The 26,352-nt window shown below is 63.0% G+C and carries 26 protein-coding genes and 1 tRNA gene; 16 read left to right on the top strand and 11 right to left on the bottom strand.

The window, feature by feature from the left end:
- Position 1 precedes the first annotated feature (1 nt).
- Positions 2–1,348: a 3-phosphoshikimate 1-carboxyvinyltransferase gene (aroA, locus tag ACXJKO_RS02045; RefSeq protein ID WP_457089410.1), complete on the bottom strand. Its 1,347-nt coding sequence runs from the start codon at positions 1,346–1,348 to the stop codon at positions 2–4.
- A gap of 217 nt (positions 1,349–1,565) precedes the next feature.
- Here aroA and ACXJKO_RS02040 point away from each other — a divergent pair, with 217 nt between their 5' ends.
- The 3 genes from ACXJKO_RS02040 (at position 1,566) to ACXJKO_RS02030 (ending at position 4,458) form a co-directional block, all read left to right on the top strand.
- Entirely contained in the window at positions 1,566–1,940 is a 375-nt protein-coding gene (locus ACXJKO_RS02040; protein ID WP_457089409.1) for a TIGR02300 family protein, read from the top strand.
- Between the two features lie 82 nt (positions 1,941–2,022).
- Positions 2,023–2,098, top strand: a tRNA-Ala gene (locus ACXJKO_RS02035).
- Positions 2,099–2,256: 158 nt separating this feature from the next.
- Positions 2,257–4,458, top strand: a complete 2,202-nt coding sequence (locus ACXJKO_RS02030; RefSeq protein WP_457089408.1) for a malate synthase G — start codon at positions 2,257–2,259, stop codon at positions 4,456–4,458.
- A 38-nt stretch (positions 4,459–4,496) separates the two neighbouring features.
- Here ACXJKO_RS02030 and ACXJKO_RS02025 read toward each other — a convergent pair whose 3' ends face one another.
- Together ACXJKO_RS02025 and pxpB are read right to left on the bottom strand one after the other, a co-directional pair.
- Entirely contained in the window at positions 4,497–5,531 is a 1,035-nt protein-coding gene (locus ACXJKO_RS02025) for a 5-oxoprolinase subunit C family protein (RefSeq protein ID WP_457089407.1), read from the bottom strand.
- Complete coding sequence (pxpB, locus tag ACXJKO_RS02020; RefSeq protein ID WP_457089406.1) at positions 5,528–6,250, bottom strand: 5-oxoprolinase subunit PxpB; 723 nt, start codon at positions 6,248–6,250, stop codon at positions 5,528–5,530. The genes ACXJKO_RS02025 and pxpB overlap by 4 nt, the downstream gene beginning before the upstream one ends.
- Before the next feature lie 225 nt (positions 6,251–6,475).
- Between pxpB and ACXJKO_RS02015 the strand changes: the two genes are divergently transcribed.
- Positions 6,476–7,261 carry a 3-hydroxybutyrate dehydrogenase gene (locus ACXJKO_RS02015; protein ID WP_457089405.1) on the top strand — a complete coding sequence of 262 codons (786 nt, stop codon included), beginning with the start codon at positions 6,476–6,478 and terminating at the stop codon, positions 7,259–7,261.
- Between the two features lie 113 nt (positions 7,262–7,374).
- On the opposite strand, the gene pip is transcribed toward ACXJKO_RS02015, so the two are convergent.
- Complete coding sequence (gene pip, locus ACXJKO_RS02010; protein WP_457089404.1) at positions 7,375–8,319, bottom strand: prolyl aminopeptidase; 945 nt, start codon at positions 8,317–8,319, stop codon at positions 7,375–7,377.
- A 170-nt stretch (positions 8,320–8,489) separates the two neighbouring features.
- Here pip and ACXJKO_RS02005 point away from each other — a divergent pair, with 170 nt between their 5' ends.
- The 4 genes from ACXJKO_RS02005 (at position 8,490) to ACXJKO_RS01990 (ending at position 12,426) form a co-directional block, all read left to right on the top strand.
- Positions 8,490–9,563: an extracellular solute-binding protein gene (locus ACXJKO_RS02005; RefSeq protein WP_457089403.1), complete on the top strand. Its 1,074-nt coding sequence runs from the start codon at positions 8,490–8,492 to the stop codon at positions 9,561–9,563.
- A 66-nt stretch (positions 9,564–9,629) separates the two neighbouring features.
- The gene (locus ACXJKO_RS02000; RefSeq protein WP_457089402.1) at positions 9,630–10,715 is read left to right on the top strand and encodes an ABC transporter ATP-binding protein; all 1,086 of its coding nucleotides are present in this window, start codon (positions 9,630–9,632) and stop codon (positions 10,713–10,715) included.
- Positions 10,712–11,581, top strand: a complete 870-nt coding sequence (locus tag ACXJKO_RS01995) for an ABC transporter permease (protein ID WP_457089401.1) — start codon at positions 10,712–10,714, stop codon at positions 11,579–11,581. The genes ACXJKO_RS02000 and ACXJKO_RS01995 overlap by 4 nt, the downstream gene beginning before the upstream one ends.
- A gap of 5 nt (positions 11,582–11,586) precedes the next feature.
- A complete protein-coding gene (locus ACXJKO_RS01990) occupies positions 11,587–12,426 on the top strand; it encodes an ABC transporter permease (protein ID WP_457089400.1) in 840 nt (279 codons plus the stop codon).
- Positions 12,427–12,685: 259 nt separating this feature from the next.
- Here ACXJKO_RS01990 and ACXJKO_RS01985 read toward each other — a convergent pair whose 3' ends face one another.
- Genes ACXJKO_RS01985 through ACXJKO_RS01960 form a run of 6 tightly spaced genes read right to left on the bottom strand, consistent with a single transcriptional unit; the run spans position 12,686 to position 19,010 of the window.
- Entirely contained in the window at positions 12,686–13,753 is a 1,068-nt protein-coding gene (locus ACXJKO_RS01985) for a dipeptidase (protein WP_457089399.1), read from the bottom strand.
- A gap of 34 nt (positions 13,754–13,787) precedes the next feature.
- Positions 13,788–14,567 (bottom strand): ABC transporter ATP-binding protein, encoded by a 780-nt coding sequence (locus tag ACXJKO_RS01980; protein ID WP_457089398.1) that lies wholly within the window; start codon positions 14,565–14,567, stop codon positions 13,788–13,790.
- Positions 14,568–14,586: 19 nt separating this feature from the next.
- On the bottom strand, positions 14,587–15,423 hold the full coding sequence (locus ACXJKO_RS01975) for an ABC transporter ATP-binding protein (RefSeq protein ID WP_457089397.1): 837 nt from the start codon (positions 15,421–15,423) through the stop codon (positions 14,587–14,589).
- Positions 15,420–16,352: an ABC transporter permease gene (locus ACXJKO_RS01970; RefSeq protein ID WP_457089396.1), complete on the bottom strand. Its 933-nt coding sequence runs from the start codon at positions 16,350–16,352 to the stop codon at positions 15,420–15,422. Before ACXJKO_RS01970 ends, ACXJKO_RS01975 begins: the two co-directional genes overlap by 4 nt.
- Complete coding sequence (locus ACXJKO_RS01965) at positions 16,352–17,407, bottom strand: ABC transporter permease (RefSeq protein WP_457089395.1); 1,056 nt, start codon at positions 17,405–17,407, stop codon at positions 16,352–16,354. The genes ACXJKO_RS01970 and ACXJKO_RS01965 overlap by 1 nt, the downstream gene beginning before the upstream one ends.
- 7 nt (positions 17,408–17,414) lie before the next feature.
- Positions 17,415–19,010 carry an ABC transporter substrate-binding protein gene (locus ACXJKO_RS01960; RefSeq protein ID WP_457089394.1) on the bottom strand — a complete coding sequence of 532 codons (1,596 nt, stop codon included), beginning with the start codon at positions 19,008–19,010 and terminating at the stop codon, positions 17,415–17,417.
- 206 nt (positions 19,011–19,216) lie between these two features.
- On the opposite strand from ACXJKO_RS01960, the gene argH reads away from it, so the two are divergent.
- From argH to ACXJKO_RS01945, 3 genes are all read left to right on the top strand, one after another.
- Positions 19,217–20,617 carry an argininosuccinate lyase gene (gene argH / locus ACXJKO_RS01955; RefSeq protein WP_457089393.1) on the top strand — a complete coding sequence of 467 codons (1,401 nt, stop codon included), beginning with the start codon at positions 19,217–19,219 and terminating at the stop codon, positions 20,615–20,617.
- 168 nt (positions 20,618–20,785) lie between these two features.
- Positions 20,786–21,220 (top strand): Hsp20 family protein, encoded by a 435-nt coding sequence (locus tag ACXJKO_RS01950; RefSeq protein ID WP_203442731.1) that lies wholly within the window; start codon positions 20,786–20,788, stop codon positions 21,218–21,220.
- A 24-nt stretch (positions 21,221–21,244) separates the two neighbouring features.
- On the top strand, positions 21,245–21,511 hold the full coding sequence (locus tag ACXJKO_RS01945; RefSeq protein WP_457089392.1) for a BQ00720 family protein: 267 nt from the start codon (positions 21,245–21,247) through the stop codon (positions 21,509–21,511).
- Positions 21,512–21,531: 20 nt separating this feature from the next.
- On the opposite strand, the gene ACXJKO_RS01940 is transcribed toward ACXJKO_RS01945, so the two are convergent.
- Positions 21,532–22,293: an alpha/beta hydrolase gene (locus ACXJKO_RS01940; RefSeq protein WP_457089391.1), complete on the bottom strand. Its 762-nt coding sequence runs from the start codon at positions 22,291–22,293 to the stop codon at positions 21,532–21,534.
- 78 nt (positions 22,294–22,371) lie between these two features.
- Between ACXJKO_RS01940 and ACXJKO_RS01935 the strand changes: the two genes are divergently transcribed.
- From ACXJKO_RS01935 to pheS, 5 genes are all read left to right on the top strand, one after another.
- Complete coding sequence (locus ACXJKO_RS01935) at positions 22,372–23,616, top strand: glycosyltransferase family 4 protein (protein ID WP_457089390.1); 1,245 nt, start codon at positions 22,372–22,374, stop codon at positions 23,614–23,616.
- Positions 23,617–23,743: 127 nt separating this feature from the next.
- Positions 23,744–24,274, top strand: a complete 531-nt coding sequence (gene infC / locus ACXJKO_RS01930; RefSeq protein ID WP_457089389.1) for a translation initiation factor IF-3 — start codon at positions 23,744–23,746, stop codon at positions 24,272–24,274.
- A gap of 199 nt (positions 24,275–24,473) precedes the next feature.
- On the top strand, positions 24,474–24,674 hold the full coding sequence (gene rpmI, locus ACXJKO_RS01925) for a 50S ribosomal protein L35 (protein ID WP_109598789.1): 201 nt from the start codon (positions 24,474–24,476) through the stop codon (positions 24,672–24,674).
- Positions 24,675–24,716: 42 nt separating this feature from the next.
- Positions 24,717–25,085: a 50S ribosomal protein L20 gene (rplT, locus tag ACXJKO_RS01920; RefSeq protein ID WP_457089388.1), complete on the top strand. Its 369-nt coding sequence runs from the start codon at positions 24,717–24,719 to the stop codon at positions 25,083–25,085.
- A gap of 179 nt (positions 25,086–25,264) precedes the next feature.
- Complete coding sequence (pheS, locus tag ACXJKO_RS01915) at positions 25,265–26,347, top strand: phenylalanine--tRNA ligase subunit alpha (protein WP_457089387.1); 1,083 nt, start codon at positions 25,265–25,267, stop codon at positions 26,345–26,347.
- Positions 26,348–26,352: the final 5 nt, after the last annotated feature.

The raw sequence follows: 26,352 nt of genomic DNA, 5'->3' as shown, positions 1-26,352 counted from the left end.
CTCAGTCCTGAATCGTGGCGCCGAGTTCGCGCATGAGCGGGATGAAGGAGGGGAAGCTCGTCACGATCATCCCACCGTCATCGACCGTCACCGGCTCACTTGTGGCGAGGCCCAACACCAGGAAGGCCATGGCGATGCGGTGGTCGAGATGGGTCTTGACCGGATTGCCGCCGCCTCGGACCGTCTTGGAGCCATGAACGATCAGGTCGTCGCCTTCGATCTCATGGCTGGCGCCGGCCTCCGCCAGGCCCGCCGCCACGGCGGCGAGGCGGTCGGATTCCTTCACACGCAGCTCGTGCAGGCCCTGCATGCGGGTGGTGCCTTCCGCGAGGGATGCGGCAACGGCGAGGATCGGGTATTCGTCGATCATGGCCGGGGCCCGGCCATGGGGAACCGTCACGCCCTTGAGGCTGCTGTGCCGGACGCGCAGGTCGGCCACGGTCTCGCCGCCCTCGTCGCGCTCGTTCAGGCGCTCGATGGAAGCGCCCATTTCCAGAAGCGTGGTGATGAGGCCCGTGCGCAGGGGGTTCATCATTACGCCCTCGATCACGATGTCCGAGCCGGGGGTGATGAGCGCCGCCACGAGCGGGAAGGCGGCGGAGGAGGGATCGGTGGGAACCACGATATCCGTGCCGCGCAGTTCGGGCTGGCCCTGGAGGGTGATGGCGCGGCCGTCCTCGCCGTGCGGCACCACGTCCACCTTGGCGCCGAAATGGCGCAGCATCCGCTCCGTGTGGTCGCGGGTCGCCTCGCGCTCGATCACGGTGGTCTTGCCAGGAGAGTTGAGGCCTGCGAGCAGGATCGCCGACTTGATCTGCGCCGAGGCGGCCGGGGTTTCGTAGGTAATGGGCAGCGTTTCCTTCGGGCCGCGCAGGGTCAGAGGCACGCGCCCGCCCTCGGCCTCGCTCACCACGCTCACGCCCATCTGCACCAGCGGGTCGAGGATGCGGCGCATGGGGCGCTTGCGGAGCGAGGCATCGCCGTCGAAGGTCGAGGTGATCGGATGGCTGCCCGCCACGCCCATCATGAGGCGCGAGCCGGTGCCCGCATTGCCGAAATCGAGAATGCCTGCGGGCTCGGTCAGGCCGCCGATGCCCACGCCCTGGATGCGCCAGCGGCCCGGGGCCTCGCGGGTGATGGTGGCGCCGAGCGCCCGGCAGGCTTCCGCGGTGCGCAGCACGTCATCGCCCTCGAGGAGGCCTTCCACGCGGGTTTCGCCGATGGACAGGAGCCCGAAGATCATGGAGCGGTGGGAAATGGATTTGTCGCCGGGAACCCGGATGCGCCCCTTCAGGGCCGTTCCCGACTTGCTGGTGACCGGCGATGCCATGCCATGCGCGTGCGACATTCTTGTATTCCTTGCCTTCGAGCTTTGGCCTTGAACCTTTGGCCTTGGACCCTTGAGGTGTCTCCCCCAAAGGCGGGCTCCTAACACGCCGGTTTCTCTCCGTCACGCGCAAGCTCGCCCTGATGGGGTGTCTCGTGCAATTTCCTATTTGACAAGGTCTCCCCTCATGACTAACGGGTGCCTTCCCAAACGATTCACTCTATGAAGGCAATCACCCGTGGCCAAACCGGAACTCGGCTTGAAGCGCCAGTGCATGAGCTGCGGCGCGAAATTCTATGATCTCAACAGGGACCCTGCGGTCTGCCCGAAATGCGGCACCGTTTTCCAGGCCGTTGCCCTGACCCGCGTCGCTGCGCCCGCAATCGCCCGCAAGCAAGTCGAGGAAGAGGATACCGAAATCGAGGCAGCGGGCCCTGAGATGGTCTCCCTCGACGAGGTTGAGGCTGGCGAGAACGAGAAGGACGTCTCGACCGAGGACGATATCGACGTGGGTGACGACACCGACGACACTTTCCTCGAGGACGAGGAAGAGGGCGACGACGATGTGGCGGACCTGATCGATAGTGATCTCGAAGACGACGAAGAGACTTGAACCTCGCGCCGGACCCGACTATAGAGACGCCGCTGCTTGAAGCAGCGCCTGGCCGCGGTGCCCCAAACACCGCGGTTCAAATGGGGCCATAGCTCAGCTGGGAGAGCGCTTGCATGGCATGCAAGAGGTCGGCGGTTCGATCCCGCCTGGCTCCACCAAATTTTCAAAAGGCCGCCTTCGGGCGGCTTTTTTGTTGTCTGCTTTCATTTGTGCGGTGCATCAGTCCTTTGTCTCATGGAAAGGGTGACTATCTTCATTTCTAGTCGCTGCGCCTTAAGCTAAGGCTCGGAATGTCCACTCCAAGAAAGCGGGAACAATGACGCGCGTCCAGACGAACGGCCTCCAGGTTGCACCGGTCCTTCACGAATTCATCGAGCGGGAGGCCCTGAATGGCACGGGCGTATCCGCCGATGCCTTCTGGAAGGGCCTTGCGGGCTTGGTGCGGGACTTTGGTCCACGTGACCGCGAGCTTCTGGCTGTCCGCGACAAGATTCAGGGCCAGATCGACGATTATCATCGCGCCCGTGCCGGGCGGCCTCTCGATCAGGCCGAGTATGAGCGGTTCCTGCGCGACATCGGCTATGTGCTGCCGGAGCCCGGGGATTTCTCGGTCAACACGCAGAACGTGGACGATGAGATCGCCCGCATCGCCGGTCCCCAGCTCGTGGTGCCGACCTCCAATGCCCGTTATGCGCTGAACGCCGCCAATGCCCGCTGGGGCAGCCTCTACGATGCCCTTTACGGCACGGATGCGATCTCCGAGGACGAGGGCGCCACGCGCTCGGGTGGCTACAACAAGGTGCGCGGCGCGAAAGTGGTCGCCCGTGCCCGTGATCTGCTCGACCAAGCGGCACCGCTCGCTGGAGGAAGCCACACGAGCGCCACCGGCTATTCCGTTCAGGGTGGCGCCCTGAAGGTCAAGCTTCAGGATGGCAGCGAGACCGGGCTCAAGGATCAGGCGCAGTTCGTGGGCTATCAGGGCGATGCGGCCAACCCCTCCGCCGTGCTGATCCGGCATAACAACCTACATATCGAGATCAGGATCGACCGCTCCAGCCCCATCGGCGCGGACGATGCCGCCGGCATTGCCGATCTCGTCATCGAATCGGCTGTCTCCACCATCATGGACCTGGAGGATTCCGTCGCGGCGGTGGATGCGGACGACAAGGTCGAGATCTACCGCACCTGGCTAGGCCTCATGAAGGGCGATCTGGTCGAGAAATTCGAGAAGGGTGGACGCATTGTCGAGCGCAAGCTCAACCCAGATCGGATTTATACCGCGCCAAACGGCGGCGAGGTGCGCCTGCATGGCCGCAGCCTCATGCTCGTGCGCAATGTGGGCCACCACATGTTCACCGATGCGGTGCTGGATGAATCCGGTCAGGAAATTCCCGAGACCATTCTCGATGCCGCCGTCACGTCGCTGATCGCGATCCACGACCTGAAGGGCAAGAGCCCGACGCGCAACAGCCGCGCGGGTTCGGTCTATATCGTGAAACCCAAGATGCATGGACCGGACGAAGTGACGTTCGCCAACGAACTGTTCGGCGCGGTCGAGGACATGCTGGGAATGTCCCGCAACACGCTGAAGATGGGCATCATGGACGAGGAACGGCGCACCAGCGTCAACCTCAAGGCCTGCATCAAGGCGGCGGCCGAGCGCATCGTGTTCATTAACACCGGCTTCCTGGACCGCACCGGCGATGAGATCCATACCTCCATGGAAGCCGGCCCCATGATCCGCAAGAACGACATGAAGTCGACCGCGTGGATCAAGGCTTACGAGGACAACAATGTCGATGTGGGCCTGCTCTGTGGTCTGCCGGGCAAGGCGCAGATCGGCAAGGGCATGTGGGCCGCGCCGGACAAGATGGCGGATATGATGGCGCAGAAGATCGGCCATCCGCAGGCGGGCGCGAACACCGCCTGGGTGCCGTCGCCCACAGCCGCGACGCTGCACGCGCTGCACTATCATCAGGTGAACGTGCCGGCGCGTCAGGAGGAGTTGAAGAAGCGCCCGCGCGCCAAACTCTCCGACATTCTCACCATTCCAGTCTCGCAATCCAACTGGGCACCTGACGCCGTGCAGCAGGAGCTSGACAACAACTGSCAGGGCATTCTCGGYTAYGTGGTGCGCTGGGTCGACCAGGGCGTSGGCTGCTCSAAGGTGCCGGACATCCACGATGTCGGCCTCATGGAAGACCGCGCGACCCTGCGCATCTCGAGCCAGCACCTCGCCAACTGGCTGCGCCACGGTATCGCCACGCAGGACCAAGTGATGCAGACCCTGCGCCGCATGGCGGAAGTGGTGGACCGGCAGAATGCGGGCGATCCGCTCTACAAGCCAATGGCGCCGAGCTTCGACGGCCCCGCCTTTCAGGCGGCGAGCGACCTGATCTTCAAGGGCGTCGAGCAGCCCAACGGCTACACCGAATACGTCCTGCACGAACGCCGCCGCGAGGCGAAAGCTGCGGGCGCGGCGGATCGCTCAGATGAGAGCGGCGTCAAGACCAAGTAAGAGGGAACGGGGCGCTGGGATCAGCGCCCCAAACTTTTTCACGATGTGTGGTCGTGCGCCTTCTGCGCCAGCGCATCCACCATGCCGCCGATGAGATTGGTGCTGAGCAGATGCTCGGTCGTCAGGTCGAAGCGCAGAGGCTTGAGCGCTGACGGCAATGCGGCGATCCAATCCTTGAACTGGCGTGCGGCGGCAACGGCCTCCTCGCGTGAAACAGCGCGAAAACGAACCGGCGAGCCGGGGCGCAGCTGTGCGAAACGCGCGAGATCGGTGCTGATGATCGTCGCGATCTTCGGATAGCCGCCTGCCGTCTGCCGGTCGCGCATGAGCACGATCGGCAGGCCGCTGCCCGGCACCTGGATATGCCCGTCGACGATGCCGTCGGAGACGATGTTGAAGCCCTTCGCGTGTTCGAGCTGCGGGCCGTTGAGCTGAAATCCCATGCGGTCGGCCTGGGGGCTGATCGTGAACTCCGCGTTCAGGAATGTGCTGATGGCATCTTCGGTGAAGTAATCGTCCTGCGGTCCCAGCATCACGCGGATGGGGCCTGTCTCCTCGGGGATGGAAAGAGGCAGATGCATCGGCATGGGGTCGCCCACACCATCGCCGCAGGGAAGGTGGTCGCCTGCTTTCAGCGCGGACCCGTTCAGGCCGCCGAGTTGCGAGCGCAGATGGAACGACAAGCTGCCCAATTGGGGCTCGATAGCGAAACCGCCCGCAACTGCAAGGTAAGCAAACGTCCCCGTGCGCGCATGGCCGATCCGCAGCGTCTGGCCTTCCTTCAGAATGGCCGATATCTGAGGCTCGACCGGCACATCATCGATATGCATCGTGCAATCGGCGCCAATGAGCGCCACATGCAGCTCGCCACCCTCAACCGTGAAGGTGCCGCCGAGATTGACGAACTCGATGGCGGCCGTCTCCGGTCCGTTGCCGACAAGCGCATTCGCTACCGCAAGACAGCGCCGGTCCATGGCCCCGGAAGGTGATACGCCGAAGCGCTGATAGCCGAGGCGGCCCCAATCCTGAAGGCTCGTCATCGGCCCGCAGGTTTTCACGATGAGGCTCGTCATGAGCGCACCTGTTCGGCAACGGGCTCGCCTGCGAGCGCCGCTTTTTCCAGCGCATCCCAGCGCGAGGCATCGATGGGCTCGAACACGATCTCGTCGCCGGCTTCGAAAAGAAATGTCGGGTCCCGCTCCGGGGCGTAACTGCGCACGGGCGTGCGTCCCAGAAGATGCCAGCCGCTCGGCATCTCCATGGGCACGATACCCGCCTGCTCGCCGCCGATCATAATCACGCCGCTCGGCACTTTCGGCCGCGGGTGGGTTCTGCGCGAGGTCACGAGACGGGGATCGAGGCCTCCAAGATAGGCATAGCCTGGCATAAATCCGATCAGATAGATCCTGTAGACGGCACTCGAAAAGATCTCGATCACCTCGTGAGGCGTCAGGCCTTTCGATTCCGCGACGCTTTCGAGATCGACGCCAAACTCGCCGCCATAGACCACCGGCACCCGCCAGCGCTTGCCCGTGCTCTCACGGGGCTTCAGCTCTGCGCTCGTCTCGGTCAGAAAGCGGATGAGGGCGTCATAATCCAGAACCGCAGGGTCGAATTGGACCGTCAGCGAACGATAGGTCGGCACCGTCTCCAGCAGGCCTTTAACCGGCTGGGAACGGAGTGCTTCGTCGAGAGCGAGGACCTTGGCGTTGAGCTCAGGATCCACCGTGCTTCCGAACTCGATGGTCAGGGCGCTGTCGCCGCAGGGGAGGAATCTTGGGGGCTGCACCATTCACCCATCAGTGGCAGTGACGATAAGATAGGCCCATTCATCCCACATCAGCGGTGACGCAACAATGGCAAGTACCGAACGAGTGCCTGCCATGCACCGGATGCAGCCATGCCGGGCTGCGTAGGCCTGGCGACCCATCCTCTTTTTATGGACTAAACTCTGGTTCTCGCTTCGTGCTATGCCACCCTCACATGACGGGCCTTGAGGGCCCATGCGGAGCAGACCATGACTTTGACATCCAAGACCGCCGTCGTCACGGGTTCCACCAGCGGAATCGGGCTGGCTATCGCCCGGGCCCTCGCCAAGGAAGGGACGAATGTGGTCATCAACGGCCTCGGCGATGCGGCGGAGATCGAAAAGACCCGCGCAGGGATCGAGAGCGAATTCGGCGTGAAGGCGGTTTATTCGCCGGCCAACATGCTGAAGGGCGACGAGATTGCCGACATGATTCATCAGGCTGAGAAGACCTTCGGCAGCGTGGATATTCTCGTCAATAACGCGGGCATCCAGTTCGTCTCGCCGGTCGAGGAATTCCCGGTCGAGAAGTGGGACCAGATCATCGCAATCAACCTCACATCGGCCTTCCATGGCATCCGCGCGGCAGTGCCCGGCATGAAGGCGCGCGGATGGGGCCGCATCATCAACACGGCCTCGGCTCACTCCCTCGTGGCGTCGCCCTTCAAGTCGGCCTATGTGGCCGCCAAGCACGGCATCGCAGGCCTCACGAAGACCGTGGCGCTCGAAGTCGCGGCTCATGGCGTCACGGTGAACTGCATCAGCCCCGGCTACGTTTGGACGCCGCTGGTCGAGAGGCAGATTCCCGACACCATGAAGGCACGCGGCCTCACCAAGGAGCAGGTCATCAATGACGTGCTGCTGGAAGCCCAGCCCACCAAGCAGTTCGTGACGGTCGATCAGGTGGCGGCGATGGCCGTGTTCCTGTGCTCGGACGCGGCGAGCCAGATGTCCGGCGCGAACATCTCCATGGATGGCGGCTGGACGGCGAAGTAAGCCGGATCACCGTCATCCCGGACGCCGCGAGGCGATCCGGGATCGTAAGACGATTAAAGCGCCTTACTCTGAAAATGATCCCGGGTTCTGCCGACGCAGCCCCGGGATGACGCTTATTGGTTCGCAAAACGATCCGTCGCTTCGATGAGATGATGCGTGATGCCCGGCTCGCTCACCGCGTGGCCGGCATCGGGCACCATGATGAATTGCGCTTCCGGCCAGGCCCTGTGCAGGTCCCATGCGCTCTTGGCCGGAGTGGCGATGTCGTAGCGGCCCTGGATAATGACGCCAGGGATGCCCTTCAGCTTATGGGCATCGCGGAGCAACTGGCCTTCCTCGAACCATCCCTCGTTGACGAAGTAATGGTTCTCGATGCGTGCGAAGGCGATGGCGTAGTGCTCGTCGCCGAACTGGTCGCTGTAATCCTGATTGTGGAGCAGCGTGATCGTCTCGCCCTCCCACAGGCTCCAGGCCCGCGCCGCCTTGGCGCGAACGGCGGGATCGGGATCGATCAGGCGCTTGCGATAGGCGGCCATCAGGTCGCCTCGCTCCTCCTCCGGGATCGGAGCGAGGAAGCCTTCCCACTTGTCGGGGAAGATCCAGGATGCGCCTTCCTGATAATACCAGAGCAGCTCCGAGCGGCGCAGCGTGAAGATGCCACGCAGCACGAGCTCGGTCACGCATTCGGGGTGAGTTTCCGCATAGGCAAGGGCGAGCGTCGACCCCCAGGACCCGCCGAACACCATCCACTTGTCCACACCGATCATGGCCCGCAGACGCTCGATATCGGCCACCAGATGCCAGGTGGTATTGGCCTCCAGGCTCGCATAGGGCGTCGAGCGTCCGCAGCCACGCTGATCGAAAAGCAGGATACGGTATTCTTTCGGGTCGAACAGCCTGCGCTGGGTCGGCGAACAGCCGCCGCCGGGGCCGCCATGCAGGAAGACCACGGGTTTGCCATTGGGATTGCCGCACAGCTCCCAATAGACTTGGTGTCCATCCCCCACATCGAGCATGCCGTGATCGTAAGGTTCGATTTCGGGATAGAAGGTGCGCATGGCAAAAAAGGCTCCGGAACAGCGGAGCTTATCTTTACCGACGGGGTCCGGCCCTGTCACCTGTGAAGGGTTGATGAGCCGGCTTCAGACCCCCTAGCGTGTCGTTTGACTGTCATATAACTTTGCAACTGGGGAACAGGGTAAGAGCCCGTCCACATGGAGGATGAACAATGTTGACCAAGCGCGCCAGCCTGAAGCTGGCTACGGCCTTCGCCGCTCTGATGATCGCCGGTACGGCCCAGGCCGCCGAGAAGCTGCGGCTCCTGACCTGGTCGGGTTACGCACCGGCAGACGTGATCGCGGAGTTCACGAAGGAAACCGGCATCGAGGTGGAGGTCACGACCTCCAACAACGAAGAGATGATCTCCAAGCTGCGCGCGACTCAAGGCGCGGGCTTCGACATCGTGCAGCCGAGCCAGGACCGTATCGCCGGCCCGCAGACGGAATTCGGCATCTACAAGCCTCTCGATCTCTCCAAGCTCAAGTCCGACCTCTTCATCGGCTCCATGCTGGAAGCGACCAAGAAGAACACCACCGTTGACGGCAAGGTCTACGGCGTTCCCCACATCTGGGGCACGGACGGTCTCGTCGTAAACGCGAAGGCTGCGCCCAAGGTGGCCGATTACAACGATCTCTGCGACCCGTCGCTTGCCGGCAAGACCAGCTTCCGCGCCAAGCGCCCCGCGCTGATCGCGTTCGCTTTCGCCAACGGCATGGATCCCTTTGCGGCTTACGGCGATGCGAAGGCTTATGCCGCGCTGATGGACAAGGTCGGCGCCAAGCTTGCCGAGTGCAAGAAGAACGTGAAGTTCTTCTGGGAAGGCTCGGACCAGCTCCTCAACGCCGTGCGTTCCGGTGAGATCGTCGCCGCCATGGCGTGGGATACGGGCGGCTGGAAGCTCAATGCCGAGAACGCCGACATGAAGTTCATCGCGCCGAAGTCCGGTGCTCTGGGCTGGGTCGACACGTTCGCGATCCCCGCCAAGGGCCGCAGCGACGACGCCGCCTACAAGTGGATCAACTTCAACATGCGTCCCGAGATCGCCGCGAAGGTGGCCGCTGCTGCGGGTAACTTCACCGCTTCCAACGGCGCCGACAAGCTCATGCAGGGCAAGCTGAAGGATCAGTTCGCCGAGAGTTTCCCGAAGGCTGCTATCGACAACATCAAGTGGTATCCGGCCGTGCCTGCTGGTCTCGAAGAAATCGAGGGCAAGGTTCTCGACCGTCTGAAAGCCGGTTCGTAAGTCTCCACTTCGATTGACCATCATCCCCCGGCTTGCCCGGGGGATGACCTTTTTCGGCGTACGTCCATGGCACATTCCACCGATCTCGATCTCCTCAATGTCGTGAAGCGTTTCGGCTCTTATGCGGCCGTCAACGATGTGAGCTTCAGCGTTGCGCCCGGAGAGTTCTTCTCCATTCTCGGGCCGTCCGGCTGCGGCAAGACCACGCTGATGCGCATGATCGCCGGCTTCGAGCATCCGACCTCCGGCGACATCCGCATTCGGGCTCAGTCGATGATCGGCGTTCCCGCCAACAAGCGCCCGGTGAACATGGTGTTCCAGAGCCTCGCGCTCTTTCCCATGATGAGCGTGGGTGAGAATGTGGCTTATGGCTTAACCTGCCGGGGTATCGGGCGCGCGGAAGCCGATGAGCGGGCGAACCGTATGCTGGAGCGCGTGGGCCTGAAGGGCTTCGGCGACCGCCGCGTAACGGCGCTTTCCGGCGGCCAGCGCCAGCGCGTCGCCATCGCCCGCTGCCTCGTCCTTGAGCCGACACTCGTGCTGCTCGATGAGCCGCTCGGCGCGCTCGATCTGAAGCTGCGCGAGCACATGAAGATCGAGCTCAAGCAGCTGCAGGGCACATTCAACACGACATTCGCTTACATCACTCACGATCAGTCCGAAGCGCTCGTGATGTCCGACCGCATCGCGGTGATGAACCAGGGGCAGTTCGAGCAGGTTGGGAGCCCGCGCGAGCTCTACCACAATCCCGCGACGCCCTTCGTCGCGAGCTTCGTTGGCGAGACGAACAAGTGGCAGGGTGAGGCGGCCGCGGCCTCCAACGGTTCCGTTTCCGTACGCTTGCCGTCGGGCACCGTCCTTCAGGGGCAGGGCAAGGTGGCGGATAAGGCAACGCTCGCCTTCGTGCGGCCGGAGGCAGTCGCGTTGGCGCAGGATTCGTCCGCGTTGAGCAGCCTGCCCAACCGCTTTGAGGGCCGCGTCTCGGCGGTTCTGTTCGACGGCGCGAATTCAAGCCTGCTCATCGACGCGTCAGGTTTCGATCAGCCGGTGCGCGCGGTGCTGCCGCAGGCCGGGCCGCTCGCCGGCATCGAGGTCGGCGCGCCGGTCCATGTGGGCTGGACGACGGATGCCATGAAGGTCTTCGCCGCATGATCACGAAACCGGCGCAGCGCCTCACGCTGTTTCTGCTTCTGGCCCCGGCGGCCCTCTGGCTCGGCTTGCTCATCGTGCTGCCGCATGTGGAGATTCTCATCCTCTCCTTCAGCGAGCGGGTTGCGCCACGCGTCTATGCATTCGGGTTCGGCAACTATCTCGAATTCTTCACCGAGCCGCTCTACTGGCGCACTTTCGCCCGCACGGCGATCATGTCGATCCTGGTGACGGCGCTCACCCTCGTCCTCGCCTTTCCCATCGCCCTCTACATCGCCCGCGTGGCGCGGGGGCGCGCGAAGGCGATGCTGCTGCTGTTGTGCCTCCTGCCGTTCTGGGTGTCCGAACTCGTGCGCACGCTCGGCTGGATGATCCTGCTGCGCGAGACCGGCGTGATCTCCTACACCCTGCGCGCCATCGGCTTCGCGGACCAACCGGTGGAGCTTCTCTACAACGATGGCGCGGTGATCCTGGGCCTCGTCTATGGCGGGCTTCTCTTCATGATCGTGCCGCTCGCCAACGCGCTTGAAAGTTTGGAGCCGTCCGTCGTCGAGGCCGGCTACGATCTGGGCGGCAGTCGCTGGACCGTTTTGCGCCGCATCGTCATCCCCCATGCGATGCCGGGCATCGTGGCGGGCTCGATCATCGTGTTCATGCTCACCGTCGGCAATTTCGCGACGCCGGTGCTGCTTGGCGGCAAGAACGGGTTGTGGTTCACGGAGCAGATCTACGCGCAGTTCATCACGCGCTTCAACTGGCCGCAGGGCGCTGCCTTCGGCATGCTTCTCCTCATGCTGTCCTCCGCCATCGTGTGGGCGGGCCTGCGCCTTACGGGGCAGAGCCTCGGCACCACCTTGAAGCAGGCGTAAGAACCATGAACCGTCCGTCCTTCACTTGGAAGCTCTACATCGCGGCGTTCTACCTGTTCCTGTTTGCCCCGCTCCTCGTCGTCGCCATCTTCGCGTTCAACGCAAGCCCGTTCCCGTCGCCGCCCTGGCGCGGCTTCACGCTGGAATGGTTCACCGGCACGGGCGCATCCGGGGCCAAGCCCGGCGTGCTGGTGGATCCCATTTGGCTCGACACCATCGCCAACAGCTTCAAGATTGCGATCCCCGTTGCTTTGCTTGCCGTGCTCATCGGCACGGTGAATGCCTGGGTGCTGGAGCGCGCCGAGTTTCGCGGCAAGACCCTCCTGGCGATGATGATGCTCTGGCCGCTCGTCATTCCCGGCGTCGTGCTCGGCATCTCGATCCTCGCTTTCTTATCGCGCGTGGCGAACGGATTGGAGGAATGGCTTCAGATGGATCTCGACTTCCTGCGCCCCGGCTTGCCGCTGGTGGTGCTGGGCCAGCTTTCCTTCATCCTCACCATCGCCACGCTCATCATCGCGGCGCGCCTGCGCAAGTTCGACCGCTCGCTGGAAGAAGCAGCCTTCGATCTCGGCGCCAGCCGCGTCCGCGTCCTGCGCACGGTCACGCTGCCTTTCCTGATGCCGGCGCTCATCGGCGCGGGACTGGTCGCGCTTCTCATGTCGTTTGAGAACTTCAACACGACGCTGATGCTCGTGGGTTCCGATTCACCGCTGCCGATCACGATGTACGGCCAGATGCGAGAGGGTGCGTCACCGGCGATCAACGCGGTCAGCCTGCTGCTGATGCTGGGCGTGGGGGGGATCGCAAGTATCTTCGCGTTGACGGCGAAGGCTGAGCGTTAAGTGATCCACGTTGTTATCACCGGCCTTGCGCCGGTGATTCCGATGCTTTCAAGCGTCGTACTCTTCCAATCGGGATGGCCGGATCAAGCCCGGCCATGACGCGCAGAGTGTCATCCCCGGCGAGCCGTAGGCGAAGGAAGGGGATCCATAGCACCGCGCTTGTGAGTGGATTCCCTTCCCCTCCGCTGACGCTTCGGCCGGGAATGACACTGAGGGATAAGGTTCATCCCTAATGGGGATCTTTATCCGTGAACGGGCCTCACCGACCCCAAGTGCGCTCCAGAACATTCACCCAGTTCTCGTAGCAGAGCTTGCGCAGCGTCGCTTCGTCGTAGCCATGCCTGCGCATGGCGTCGACGAGGCGGGGGAGGCCGCGCACGTCGCCGATCTCGGCCGGAATGGTCGCGCCGTCGAAGTCCGAGCCGAAGCCGACGCCGTCCACGCCCACATGCTCGATCAGGTGATCCATGTGGCGGATCATCTCTTCCAGCGGCGTGTCGTCGTTGCGTCGTCCGTCGGGACGGATGAACGAGGTGGCGAAGTTCACGCCCACCATGCCGCGGCTCTCTCGAATGGCGGCGAGCTGCCTGTCCGTGAGGTTGCGGGAGTGCCGGCACACCTCGTAGGCATTCGAATGAGTGGCGACGAGCGGCGCGTCCGACAGCTTCACCACATCCCAGAAACCCTGCTCGTTCAGGTGCGAGAGGTCGATCATGATCTTCAGGCGATTACAGGCACGGATAAGCTCGCGGCCGCGCTCGGTGAGGCCCGGGCCCGTATCAGGCGTTGAGGGAAAGCGGAACGGCACGCCGTGGCCGAAGATGTTGGAGCGGCTCCAGACCGGACCTATGGAGCGGAGGCCGCTCTCATAGAGCACGTCCAGCATGTGCAGGTCGGGATCGATGCCCTCCGCGCCCTCGATGTGGAGGATCGCGGCGAGCTTGCCGTTATCGAGGCAGTGCCGGATGTCGGCGGCGCTGCGGCAGATCTTCACCTCGCTGTTCGAAGCGCGTTCGATGCGGATCAGCAGCGACGACATGTGCACGGTCACTTGCTGGCTGCCGTTCAAATGCAGCGGCGGCGGCAGGGGCACGTCGTATTGCGCGCGGGACATGAGCGAATCGACATCCGTGCCCATGTCTTCCGAGGGAACATAGACCGCGAAGAAGCCGCCGAACATGCCGCCCTGCTTCATGCGCGGCCAGTCGAGATGGCCGATATTGTCGCCGTCCAGAAACGCCTTCTCGGGCTGGATCTTGCCGCGCATCRGGCGAAGAAGAACATCGTTGTGGCCGTCGAAGACGGGCATCGGGGCGGAAGAGGACATCGGTTTTTCTGCTCGTCGGATCAATGAATGAAAATCAACCGGCGAAAGCGGGCGCCGGTTGGGATGGATCGCGCGTAAAGCCCTGGCTCGCCTGGATCAGGGACCGCGTGTACTCGTTGGAGGCCTCGCCCGAGCGCAAAGCCGCGGAGGTTGTTTCCTCGACGGCTTCGCCATGGCGCATGACCAGAAGACGCTCGCACAGATGCGCGACGACCGCGAGGTCGTGGCTCACCAGAATATAGGTCAGGCCGAGCTTGCGGCGCAGCTCGTCCAGAAGGTTGAGAATCTCCGCCTGCACGGAGGCATCGAGCGCCGATGTGGGCTCGTCCAGAAGGAGGACCTTCGGGCGCAGGATTAACGCCCGGGCGATTGCGATGCGCTGACGCTGGCCGCCGGAGAGCTGGTGCGGATAGCGGAAGCGGAAGGAGGGCCCGAGGCCGACTTCCTTTAGCGCCTGGAGAATGCGCGCTTCCACATCCTTCTCGCCATGAATGGCGAGCGGTTCCGAGAGCGTATCGTCCACCGTGTGACGCGGATGGAGCGAGCCGTAAGGGTCCTGGAACACCATCTGCGCGGTGCGGTAGAAATCCTTGCCACGCGGCGTAGTGACTTCACGGCCGGCGACCTTCACGTGGCCGCCAGAGACGGGTGCGAGGCCGCAGATGGCGCGCAAAACCGTCGATTTGCCGGAGCCGGATTCGCCCACGAGTCCGTAGGATGCGCCTTGCTCCACGTGGAAGCTCACGTCCTTGACGGCCTCGACCCTCATGCGGCCGGTGCCGTAGACGACTTTGAGATTTTGAATATCGAGCATTGGTTTTAAAATCCCCCGTTCACAGAGCCCACGAGGGATCGCGGTTGAGGGTGGGGAGCGGGCGAACGTCGTCCGCCAGCGTCGGAAGGCACCGCATGAGGCCCTGCGTATAGGGATGCTTGGCCTCGCGAAGATTCTTAGCCTCCAGCTCCTCCACCACGCGGCCGGCATACATCACGAGCACGCGGTCGCAGAACGACGAGACGAGCTTCAGATCGTGCGAGATGAAGATGAGACCCATGCCGCGTTCGGAGACGAGTTCGTCGAGGATGCGCAGGATCTCCATGGACACCGTGACGTCGAGCGCGGAGGTCGGCTCGTCGGCGATGAGAAGATCAGGATCGGTAACGAGCATCATCGCGATCATGGCGCGCTGGCCCATGCCGCCCGAGACCTCGTGCGGATAGAGCGAGAATACGCGTTGCGGATCGCGCATCTTCACCGCTTCCAGCATGGCGAGCGACTTCTCGCGCGCTTCCCCGCGCCCGGACTTCTTGTGCGCCTGATACGCCTCGATGATCTGCTCGCCGATGGTCATGACCGGGTTGAGCGAATATTTCGGGTCCTGCATCACCATGCTGATGCGCCCGCCGCGCAGTTGGCGCAGCGTGCGCTTCGAGGCGGTGAGCAGGTCGATCCCGTCGAAGGTGAGGCGCTTGGCGGTCACTTCGCCGGGCGGCGGCGTGAGACCGAGGATCGCGCGGCCCGTCTGCGACTTGCCGGAGCCGGATTCGCCGACGATGCCCAGCCGCTCGCGGCCGAGCTGCAACGAGAGGCCGCGCACTGCCTCGACGACGCCGGTGCGAAGATGAAAGCGGACGCGCAGGTCCTCGACTTCGAGAAGCGGCTTCGTCATTTGGCAGCCTTCGGATCGAGGACGTCGCGCAGGCCGTCACCCAGCAGGTTGAAGCCGAGGCTCACCACGAAAATGGCGATGCCCGGCATGGCGGCGACCCACCATTGATCGATGAGGTAGTTGCGGCCCGTGGCAACCATCGCGCCCCATTCCGGCGCGGGCGGCTGCGCGCCGAGGCCGAGGAAGCCGAGGCCTGCTGCAGTGAGGATGATGCCCGCCATGTCGAGCGTCACGCGCACGATGAGCGAGGACATGCAGAGCGGCACGATGTGACGCAGGATGATGCGCGGTGTGGAGGCGCCCTGCAGCTTCACGGCCGCGATGAAATCGCTGTTGCGGATCATCATCGTCTCGGCGCGGGCGATGCGCGCGTAAGGCGGCCAGGAGGTTATCGCGATGGCGATGACGGCGTTCTCGATGCCCGGTCCCAGAGCCGCCACGAAGGCCAGCGCGAGGACGAGGCGGGGGAAGGCGAGGAAGATGTCCGTGATGCGCATAAGCACCGTATCGACCCAGCCGCCGAGATAGCCGGAGACGGTGCCGACCAGAAGGCCGATGGGCGTCGCGATGATCGACACCAGCACGATCACGAACAGCGTGATGCGCGAGCCGTAGATGATACGGGAGAAGATGTCCCGCGCCTGATCGTCCGTGCCGAGCCAGAAGGTCTCGCTCGGCGGCAGGAGACGCTGCGTGCGAAGGTCTCCGCCAGCGATAGGCGAATAGGGCGCGATGAAATCCGCGAAGACCGCCACGAAGAGCAGCAGCAGAACGATGCTCAAGCCCAGCACGGCAAGCGGGTTCGTCGTGAACGAGCGCCAGCCGAGATAGAAGCGGCCGAGGCGAGCCTGCCAGCGGGAATGCGGCTCTGCGGAGAGAAGCCATGCCCGCAGGCTGGAGGGTTGAGTTGCGAGAGGGGCGCCAGCCATCAGCGGGTCCTCGGATCGAGCAGACGATAAAGCAGGTCGGAGACGAGATTGAGCAGCACGAAGACGGTGCCGATCGCCAGCGTTCCGCCCAGCACCGCGTTCATGTCGGCGTTCTGCAGGGAATTGGTGATGTACTGGCCTAAGCCCGGCCACGCGAACACTGTCTCGGTGAGCACGGAGCCTTCGAGCAGGTTCGCGTAGGAGAGGGCGATCACGGTCACCAGCGGCACGGCGGCGTTGCGCAGGGCATGACGCCAGATCACGCGCATTTCGGAGAGGCCTTTCACGCGCGCGGCGATGACATATTCCTGCGCCAGCTCGTTGAGCATGAACGAGCGGGTCATGCGGCTGATATAGGCGAGCGAGAAATAGCCGAGCAGGCACGCGGGCAGGATGATGTGCGAGAGCGCATCACCGAACGCCTCCCATTGGCCCTGCATGGCCGTGTCGAGCAGCACGATGTTGGTGACCGGCGTGTAGAGATAGGAATAGGTCACATCGATGCGTCCGGGCCCTGCGACCCAGCCGAGCTTGGCGTAGAACAGCAGCAGGCTCATGAGGCCGAGCCAGAAGATCGGAATGGAATAGCCTGCCAACCCGAGGAAGCGCACGACCTGATCTATGAGGCTGCCGCGCTTCACCGCGGCGAGAACGCCGAGCGGGATGCCGATGAGCGTGCCGATCAGGGTGCCGAGCGTCGCCAGCTCGAACGTCGCCGGAAAGGCGTTGATGATATCCGTCATCACCGGATTAGTGGTGAGAACAGAATTGCCGAAATCGCCGGTAGCGGCCTTCTTCAGGTAAACCCAGAACTGCTGGATGAGCGGCAGATCGAGGCCGAGTTCCTGGCGGGCGCGCTCGTAGACATGCGGGGGAGCTCTATCGCCGACGATGGCGATCACGGGGTCGATGGGAACCACGCGGCCGATGACGAAGGTGACGGCAACAAGCCCGAGCAGGGTCGTCGCCAGCACGAGAATGAATTGGACGATCTTTGTAAGATAGAAGCGGAGGGCATCGTGCCCTCCGCCTCCGTTCGCGATTGAAGATGCCATCGAGAAATTAGTTCTTCTTGGCCTGAGCGACGCTGTTGGTGTCGAAGGACGGGCCGATGATGAAGCCATCGACGTTCTTGCGCTCAGCAGCGACTTCGACTTCCTGCAGGTAGATGATGAATGGGCCATCATCCAGAACCGACTTCTGCAGTTCCTTGTACATTGCGGCGCGCTTCTCGGCGTCCTTTTCGAGGACGGCGGCGCGGGTCTTGGCGGTCAGCGGGCCCGGATCCCAGGCATTACGCCAGGAGAGGGGCTTCGCCTTCGCATCGTCCTTGTTGTCGTCGTTCGCCGCGAAGGTATCGGCGTTGGTGTTCGGATCCTGATAATCCGCGCCCCAGCGGCCGATATAGATGTCGTGCTGGCGTGCGCGATATTTGGTCAGGGTCTGCTTGCCGTCGCCCGGGATGATCTCGAGCTTCACGCCCGCCTGAGCGAAGGTGTTCTGAATGGCCTGCGCCGTGCCGGTGACATCGGCTGTGGAGCGCGTGTCCATGGTCACCGTGAAGCCGTCCTTCAGGCCGGCCTGCGCGAGCAGTTCCTTCGCCTTGGCGACGTCGAGCTTGTAGGGGTTCTCGGTCTCGGCGCCCAGGAAGCCCTTGGGCAGGAACGCCTGATGGACGGTGCCCTTATGCTTCATGATCGTGTCGGCGATGGCCGCATAATCGACGAGGTACTTGAGCGCCTTGCGAACCTCGGGCTTCGCCAGGTTCGGGTTCTTCTGGTTCAGGCCGAGATACCAGAGGCCGCCCTTCGGGCCGGAATCGATCTTGATGTCCGGATTCTTCGAAAGGGCTTCGATTTCTTCCGGGTTCAGGTTGCGGGCGATATCCACGTCGCCCTTCTCGAGCATCAGGCGCTGAGTCGCCGTTTCCTTGATGTGACGGTAGATGACGCGGGCGAGAGGAGTCTTCTTATCGTAATTCGGGTTACGCTCCAGCACGACGACTTCGTTCGCCTTCCAGTCACGGATCGAGAAGGGACCGGATCCGGCGTATTTGGTCTTCAGCCAGTTGTAGCCCAAATCGCCGTCCTTCTCGTTCTGCAGCACGAGCTTCTTGTCGACGACTGAGGCGACGCTGGAGGTCATGCAGTACAGGACGAAGGTCGGCGCATAGGCATTGTCGAGTTCCATCGTGAACTCGTAAGGGCCGGTCTGCTTGATCTTGTCCTTCACGTTGTCTTTCGTGAAGCCGAACTGGCCCAGGATGAAGGCCGGTGACTTGTCGAGGATCACGGCGCGCTGGAGCGAGAACGCAACGTCCTCAGCGGTCAGCGGGTTGCCGGAGTTGAACTTCTTGTTCTGGCGGATCTTGAATGTGAAGGTCTTGCCGTCGGGGGAGACCGTCCAGGATTCAGCGACCTCGCCGTAGATCTTGGACACGTCCTTGTAGTCATAGGCAATCAGGCGCTCATAGGTGTTGCCCAGAAGCTCGGACGCCGTGAACTCGAATACTTCAGCCGGATCGAGCGAGATGATGTCGTCCATTTGCCAGGCCTGGACCAGTGTGTCCGGAGGCGTCGCTGCCTGAACGGCAGAGAACGAGGTTGCCATGGTGGCGACCATCGCGGCGGATAGGAGGAATTTCGGTAGTTTTCTCATAGGCCAGTTCCCTTATGGCGCTACGTGCGCCTTCTTGTGCCGACGTATGAATGCAAATCACACAGGCTCTGTCGAGTCTATCAACTGGTTTTAAACTGGCAAACGTTAGCCAGGATGATTAATGCCTGTGCATCTCTGTAACGCCTTTGCCTTGCGGGGTGACCTATGGCAAAGGCTTGCGAACGTTAATCTCTGGATGAAACACAGTGTCTGAAGAAGCCAAGAAGACCGGTGCCAACACCATGTGGGGTGGGCGGTTCTCGTCCTCGCCGAGCGCGCTCATGGAGGCGATCAACGCCTCCATCGATTTCGACAAGCGACTAGCGGCCCAGGACATCCAGGGCTCCATCGCCCACAGCGCCATGCTGGCGAAGCAAGGCATCATCGCTGAGAGCGACCGGGATGCGATCCACCAAGGTCTGCAGCGGGTGCTGGGCGAGATCGATACAGGAAACTTCACCTATTCGAAGGCGCTGGAAGACATTCACATGAATGTGGAAAGCCGCCTGCGCGAGATCGTGGGCGATCCCGCGGCACGCCTGCATACGGCGCGGAGCCGCAACGATCAGGTCGCCGTCGATATCCGCCTCTGGATGCGCGACGCCCATGACCGCACAGAGGAGCAGCTCACGAACCTCATCAAGGCCCTGCTTGCCAAGGCCGAAAAGCATGTGGCGACCGTGATGCCGGGCTTCACCCATCTCCAGAGCGCCCAGCCGGTGACCTTCGGGCATCACCTGATGGCCTATGTGGAAATGTTCGGCCGCGACCGCAGCCGTATCCGCGATTCCCGCAAGCGCCTCAACGAATGCCCGCTCGGCGCGGGCGCGCTCGCCGGCACCTCCTTCCCCATCGACAGGCACATGACCGCGAAGGCTCTGGGCTTCGATGGCCCGACCCGCAATTCGCTCGATTCCGTGTCGGATCGCGACAGCCTGCTCGAATTCATGGCGGCGGCTTCCATCAGCGCCGTGCACCTGTCGCGGCTCGCGGAAGAGATCATCATCTGGATGTCGGCTCCTTTTAGCTTCGTGAAGCTGCCCGACCGCTGGACCACCGGTTCGAGCATGATGCCGCAGAAGCGCAATCCCGACGCGGCGGAGCTGGTGCGCGGAAAATCCGGCCGCATCTTCGGCTCGCTGATGGCCGTGCTCGCCATGATGAAGGGGCTGCCGCTGACCTATTCCAAGGACATGCAGGAGGACAAGGAGCAGGTCTTCGATGCCGCCGACAGCATCGAGATCGTGCTCGCCGCCATGACCGGGATGATCGAGGATCTGGAGCCCGTGCCGGAGCGCATGGCGGCGGTGGCCGGGGCCGGCTTCTCCACGGCGACCGATCTCGCCGACTGGCTCGTGCGCTCGCTCAACATCCCCTTCCGCGATGCCCACCATGTGACCGGGCGCATCGTGTCCGAAGCCGAGCAGCGGGGCTGCACCCTCGAAGAGCTGCCGCTGGAGGTCATGCAGGCCGTGGAGCCGCGCATCCACAAGGGCATCCTCGACGTTCTGAGCGTCGAAAACTCCGTCCGCTCGCGCACAAGCTTCGGCGGCACGTCGCCGGTCCAGGTGGCGGAGCAGGTCGCTTGGTGGCGCGGCAAGGTCTGAAACTCGGTCGTTTACCTTGAAGCGGGGGCCAGCCAAGCTGTCTTGGCCGAGCCCTTGATACGCCCGGAAACCATATCCATATTGCTGTCAGCGGCCGGTAACGGTCGCCTTGAGTGCCGCATGAGCGGGCTCAAACAACCGAAGTGCCTCTAACCTTGGGCTTCGAACATGTCGCGTCAGTCGCCCTTTGGGCACCCGTTTCTGTTAGGCTTCGATGAGATCGAGCAGGCGCTCGACCGAGTCGCAAAAGCTGCCGGGGATGGATATCCGCCCTACAATATCGAGCGCCTCGCTCGCACCGAGCACGCTCCAGAGCGTCTGCGCATCACCCTGGCTGTCGCCGGCTTTACCCGGGACCAGCTGGAAGTGACCCTGGAAGAGAGCCAGCTCGTCATCCGGGGGCGTCAGTCCGACGACAAGACCAGGCACTTCCTTCATCGCGGCATCGCCGCCCGTCAGTTTCAGCGCACCTTCCTCCTTGTCGACGGCATGGAGGTGATGGGCGCGGATCTGTCCAATGGCCTGTTGTCGATCGATCTGGCCCGGCCCGAGCCGGAGCGGATCATCCGCAAGATCGACATTATCGCCTCGGACAAGGTGTGACGGCGGCCGCATAAGGAGAAGGCCATGAATTTCGACATCAACAATCATGCCGGTCAGCCTCTGGATATGGCCGAGCTGGCCAATCTGGGCCTCGGCGATGTGGCCTATGTGAAACCCCTGCGCTCCGACGACGTGGCGCGGCTCTTTCCCCAGGCCCCGAAGCTGCAGCCCGGCATGGAGCTTTTCGCGCTCCTGTCCGCCAGCGGCGAGCCCATCGTCCTGACCGATTCCATGGACGCGGCGGTCGCCAATGCCTGGGCGCATGACCTGACGACGGTGAGCCTGCATTAAGGCTCACCCCTTCGCCTGCATCAGGCAATCGCTTCGATCGCCCCGATCAATCGCTCCACATCTTCGTCCCGCGAGAGACGGTGATCGCCGTCCTTGATGAGCGTGAGCGATACGCTGTCTCCCGGCAGGCGCTCGACCAGTCGGAGGGCGTGGCTCCAGGGCACGTCGGGGTCTTCCATCCCTTGCAGGATATGCACGGGGCAGCCGGTTTGGATCGGCTGCCCGAGAAGGAGATGGCGGCGGCCGTCCTCGATCAGCTTTTTCGTGATCGGGTAGGGATCCTCCGAATAGGCGGAGGGGCGATAATAGACGCCGGTCTCTTCAAGACCTTGCCGCAGGCCCTCGGGAAAACGCGCCCACATGAGCGTTTCCGTCATGTCGGTGGCGGGCGCGATGAGCACGATGCCCGCAGGGGCAAGGGCAGGGCGCTTTGCCGTCAACTCGCGTGCCGCCAGAAGTGAAATCCACCCGCCCATGGAGGAGCCGACGAGGATGGGACGCTCCTTGAGGTGCTGCTCCATGACCGCAAGCGCCTCCTCCAGCCAGCGGGAAATGGTGCCTTCCTCGAAATTTCCGCCTGATTCGCCGTGGCCGCTATAGTCGAAGCGAAGGAAGGCGCGGCCGTTCCTCTCGGCCCAGGCGTCGATGGCGCCGGCCTTGGTGGCCCGCATGTCGGACTTGAAACCGCCGAGCCAGACCACGGGCGGCCCCTTGCCCTCGCGGGATATCACGGCGATCCGGCGTGCATCGGCATCTTTGCCGATCGTGACGCTTTGCTGCATGGTTAACCGATCCTCAACTGCTTTGAAGCAAGCGTTTACAGGCGATTCTGTCATTCTTTGAAGAAGGCTCTTACATCGGTGAGTTTTTCAGCGCGACCCGGCGGAGGAGCGGCTTTTCCGTCATCCCAAGTTCATCCCCTGGCGGGAAGGACGATTCTGCAGATTATTCCGGAGCTTGAGGCCGGCGGTGCGGAGCGTACCGCCGTCGACATCGCCGAAGGTTTGGTGAATGCCGGGGCGCGGGCGCTCGTGGCAACCGATGGCGGGCGGCTCGTCGGTGAGCTGCAGGCCAAGGGCGGCATCTGGATTCCGTTTCCGGCTGCCACGAAGAACCCGATCTCCATGCTTCTCAACGTGCGCAAGCTCGCAAAGATCTGCCATCGGGAGCAGGTGTCGCTGATCCATGCCCGCTCCCGAGCCCCGGCCTGGGTGGCGCTGGGCGCGGCGCGCAGCCTCAACATTCCCTTCGTGACCACCTATCACGGCAGCTATTCCGGCCGCTCTTCGGTGAAGATCCTCTACAACTCGGTCATGGCCCGGGGCGACGTGGTCATCGCCAACTCGCAATATACGAGCAACCTGATCCGCTCGATGCATCCCCAGGCCGGCGACCGGGTGGGGGTGATCTATCGCGGAACGGACTTCCTGAAGTTTTCCCCCGGGGCGGTCGCGCCGGAGCGGATCGAAGCGCTCAGAAAAGCCTGGAACGTGGCGCCCCACGAGCGCGTGGTGCTGCTGGCGGCCCGACTAACGGGCTGGAAGGGCCAGAAGGTTCTGATCGAGGCCGCGGCCAAACTGCGCGACAAGGGCGTGACGGATGCGGTCTATATCCTCGCCGGCGATCCGCAGGGGCGCGACTCTTATGTGAAGGAGCTGGATAGCCTGATAGGGGCGAACAAGCTGAAGGACATCGTGCGCCGGGTCGGCCATTGCACGGACATGCCGGCGGCTTTCCTGACCGCCGCCGTGGTGACTGTGCCCTCCACGGAGCCGGAAGCCTTCGGCCGCTCGGCGGTGGAGGCCCAGGCCATGGGCACGCCGGTCGTCGTATCCGATCTGGGGGCAGTGCCGGAAACCGTTCTCGCCCCGCCGACTGTCACCCCTCAGGAACGGACCGGCTGGCGGGTTCCGCCGGGAGACTCGGAGGCTTTGGCCGAGGCCATCGGTGAGGCCCTCAACCTGGGCGCCAGCGCCCGGATCGCGCTGGGCTCCCGGGCCCGGTCCCATGTAGAGCGCCACTTCTCGCTCGAACGCATGGTTTCCGGCACGCTGAATGTGTATTCAGCGCTTCTGGAGAACCATTTTAGCCATAGAACAAGTTGACTTCGCGCCATTTTGGGCGAAATGTCAGATCATTCTCGGCAACGTTGAGCATCCTGCAGAGACTTGAGGTCAAGTCTCCTCTCTCAACTGAGCCCTTAAACAGGAGATAAGAGCCATTCGTCGTCCCATGAGACCCTTGCCGGTGCCGCAGAAAGAAGGTCCGCGCGCCAACCGAGACATTCGCGGAGTCCGCGAAGTTCAGCTGATCGATGATACCGGACAGAATAAGGGCGTAGTCCCCTTCTTCGATGCCCTGCGCGTTGCTGAAGACGCCGGCCTCGACCTGGTGGAAATCTCGCCGAACGCCACTCCTCCGGTCTGCAAGATCCTCGATTACGGCAAATTCCGCTTCCTGGAGCAGAAGAAGGCCGCCGAGGCGCGCAAGAAGCAGAAGACCGTCGAGGTCAAGGAAATCAAGCTTCGTCCGGGCATCGACGATCACGATTACGATGTGAAGATGAAGGCCATGAAGAGCTTCTTCGAGGAAGGCAACAAGGTGAAGATCACCCTGCGCTTCCGCGGCCGCGAAATGGCGCACCAGTCGCTCGGCCTGAAGGTTCTCGACCGGGTCAAGGCCGACGTGGGCGATATCGCCAAGGTCGAGATGGAGCCGAACTTCGAGGGCCGTCAGGTCGTCATGGTGCTCGCACCTCGCTAAAACCTTCCTATGAAGGCAAGATTCATGGCCGTCGGGGTTCCGGCGGCCATTGCTTTTTGGGTGGCCTTCTGCCATAAGCCGCCCTTCATCGAACCGCCCGGCTGTTAGGGCTGCCGTGGCGGTTTGTGTTGCTCACAGTAGCAATATGGGTTGAAAGGGCGGTTTTGCCGCTCTCGAGGCCTGACCAAAGGAGAGCAAAATGCCCAAGCTGAAGACGAAATCTGGCGCGAAGAAGCGCTTCAAGATCACTGGCACCGGCAAGGTCGTTTACGCCCAGGCCGGCAAGCGCCACGGGATGATCAAGCGGACCAAGAAGCAGATCCGCAACCTGCGCGGCACCACGACGATGTTCGAGGGCGACGCCTACAATGTGAAGAAGTACTTCCTGCCCAACGGCTAAGGCGGTCTTCCCCACCATCCCGGATTTTGAAGGAGTTTACCCATGGCACGCGTCAAACGGGGCGTTACGTCCCACGCCAAGCACAAGAAGATTTTTAAGGCCGCCAAAGGTTTCTACGGCCGCCGCAAGAACACCATCCGCATCGCCAAGCAGGCGGTCGAGAAGAGCATGCAGTATGCGACGCGCGACCGTCGCAACAAGAAGCGCACCTTCCGCGCTCTCTGGATCCAGCGTCTCAACGCTGCCGTCCGTATGCATGACATGACCTATTCCCGATTTATCGACGGTCTCGGCAAGGCTGGGATCGAGGTCGATCGCAAGGTCCTGTCCGAACTGGCCATCCACGAGCCGGCGGCTTTCGCTGCTTACGTGGAAGCTGCCAAGGCCGCCCTGCCGCAGCAGGCCGCCTAAAAATCGGATAGACTAGCTTCGGTGCGGCTGGCTTGTTCAGCCGCACCGCCTTACTCCCCCTTCTCCGAGACCATCCGCGCTGACGGCTGAATGCTGTCGGTTGCGACCACGCGGCTCGGACGACTTCACGGTTCCCGCGCCGCGCCTCACTTAAAGCGCTTGCATCTGGCCAGGGACCGATGACCGATCTCAACCATCTCGAACATGACCTGCTTTCTCAGGTCGAAGCCGCCGGCGACGAAGCGGCCCTTGAAGCTGTGCGCGTATCCGCGCTCGGCAAGAAGGGCTCCGTCTCCGAATTGCTGAAAACTCTCGGCGCCATGACGCCGGACGAGCGCAAGGAGCGCGGCCCGCTCATCAATGGCCTGCGCGACAAGGTGCAGGGCGCGATTGCCGCCAAGAAAGAGACGCTGGCGGAGTCGGCTCTAGAAGCGCGCCTGTCGGCAGAACGCATCGATGTGACGCTGCCCGTGCCGGAAGCGCCCGAGTCTCGTGGTCGCATCCATCCCATCAGCCAAGTGATCGAGGAACTCACGGCGATCTTCGCCGATATGGGCTTCTCCGTCGCGGAAGGACCGGATATCGAGACCGATTATCTCAATTTCACGGCGCTCAACTTCCCCGTCGGCCACCCGGCGCGTGAGATGCACGACACCTTCTTCCTTGCCCCAGACGAGAAGGGCGAGCGCAAGGTGCTGCGCACGCACACCTCACCGGTGCAGATCCGCACGATGCAGTCGCAAAAGCCGCCGATCCGCGTGATCATTCCAGGCCGCACCTATCGCCACGACTCGGACCAGACACACACGCCTATGTTCCATCAGGTCGAAGGCCTCGTCATCGACAAGCAGGCCAACATCGCGCACCTGAAATGGATTCTCGAAGAATTCTGCAAGGCCTTCTTCGAGGTCGATCAGGTGAAGATGCGCTTCCGCCCGTCGTTCTTCCCGTTCACAGAGCCCTCCGCCGAAGTCGACATCCAGTGCTCGCGCAAGGGCGGCGAAATCCGCTTCGGCGAAGGCACCGACTGGCTCGAAATTCTGGGCTGCGGAATGGTGCATCCGAACGTGCTGCGCAATTGCGGCCTCGATCCCGACGAGTACCAGGGCTTCGCCTGGGGCATGGGCATCGACCGCATCGCGATGCTCAAATACGGCATGCCGGACCTGCGTCCGTTCTTCGAGGCCGATGTGCGCTGGCTGAATCATTACGGCTTCCGCCCGCTCGACATCCCGTCCCTCGTCAGCGGCCTGACTTCGTAAAGGAG

This window comes from Microvirga sp. P5_D2 (genome assembly GCF_054049475.1).
The sequence above is the reverse complement of the archived record's forward strand: the minus strand, read 5'-3'. Positions and strand labels throughout refer to the sequence as shown.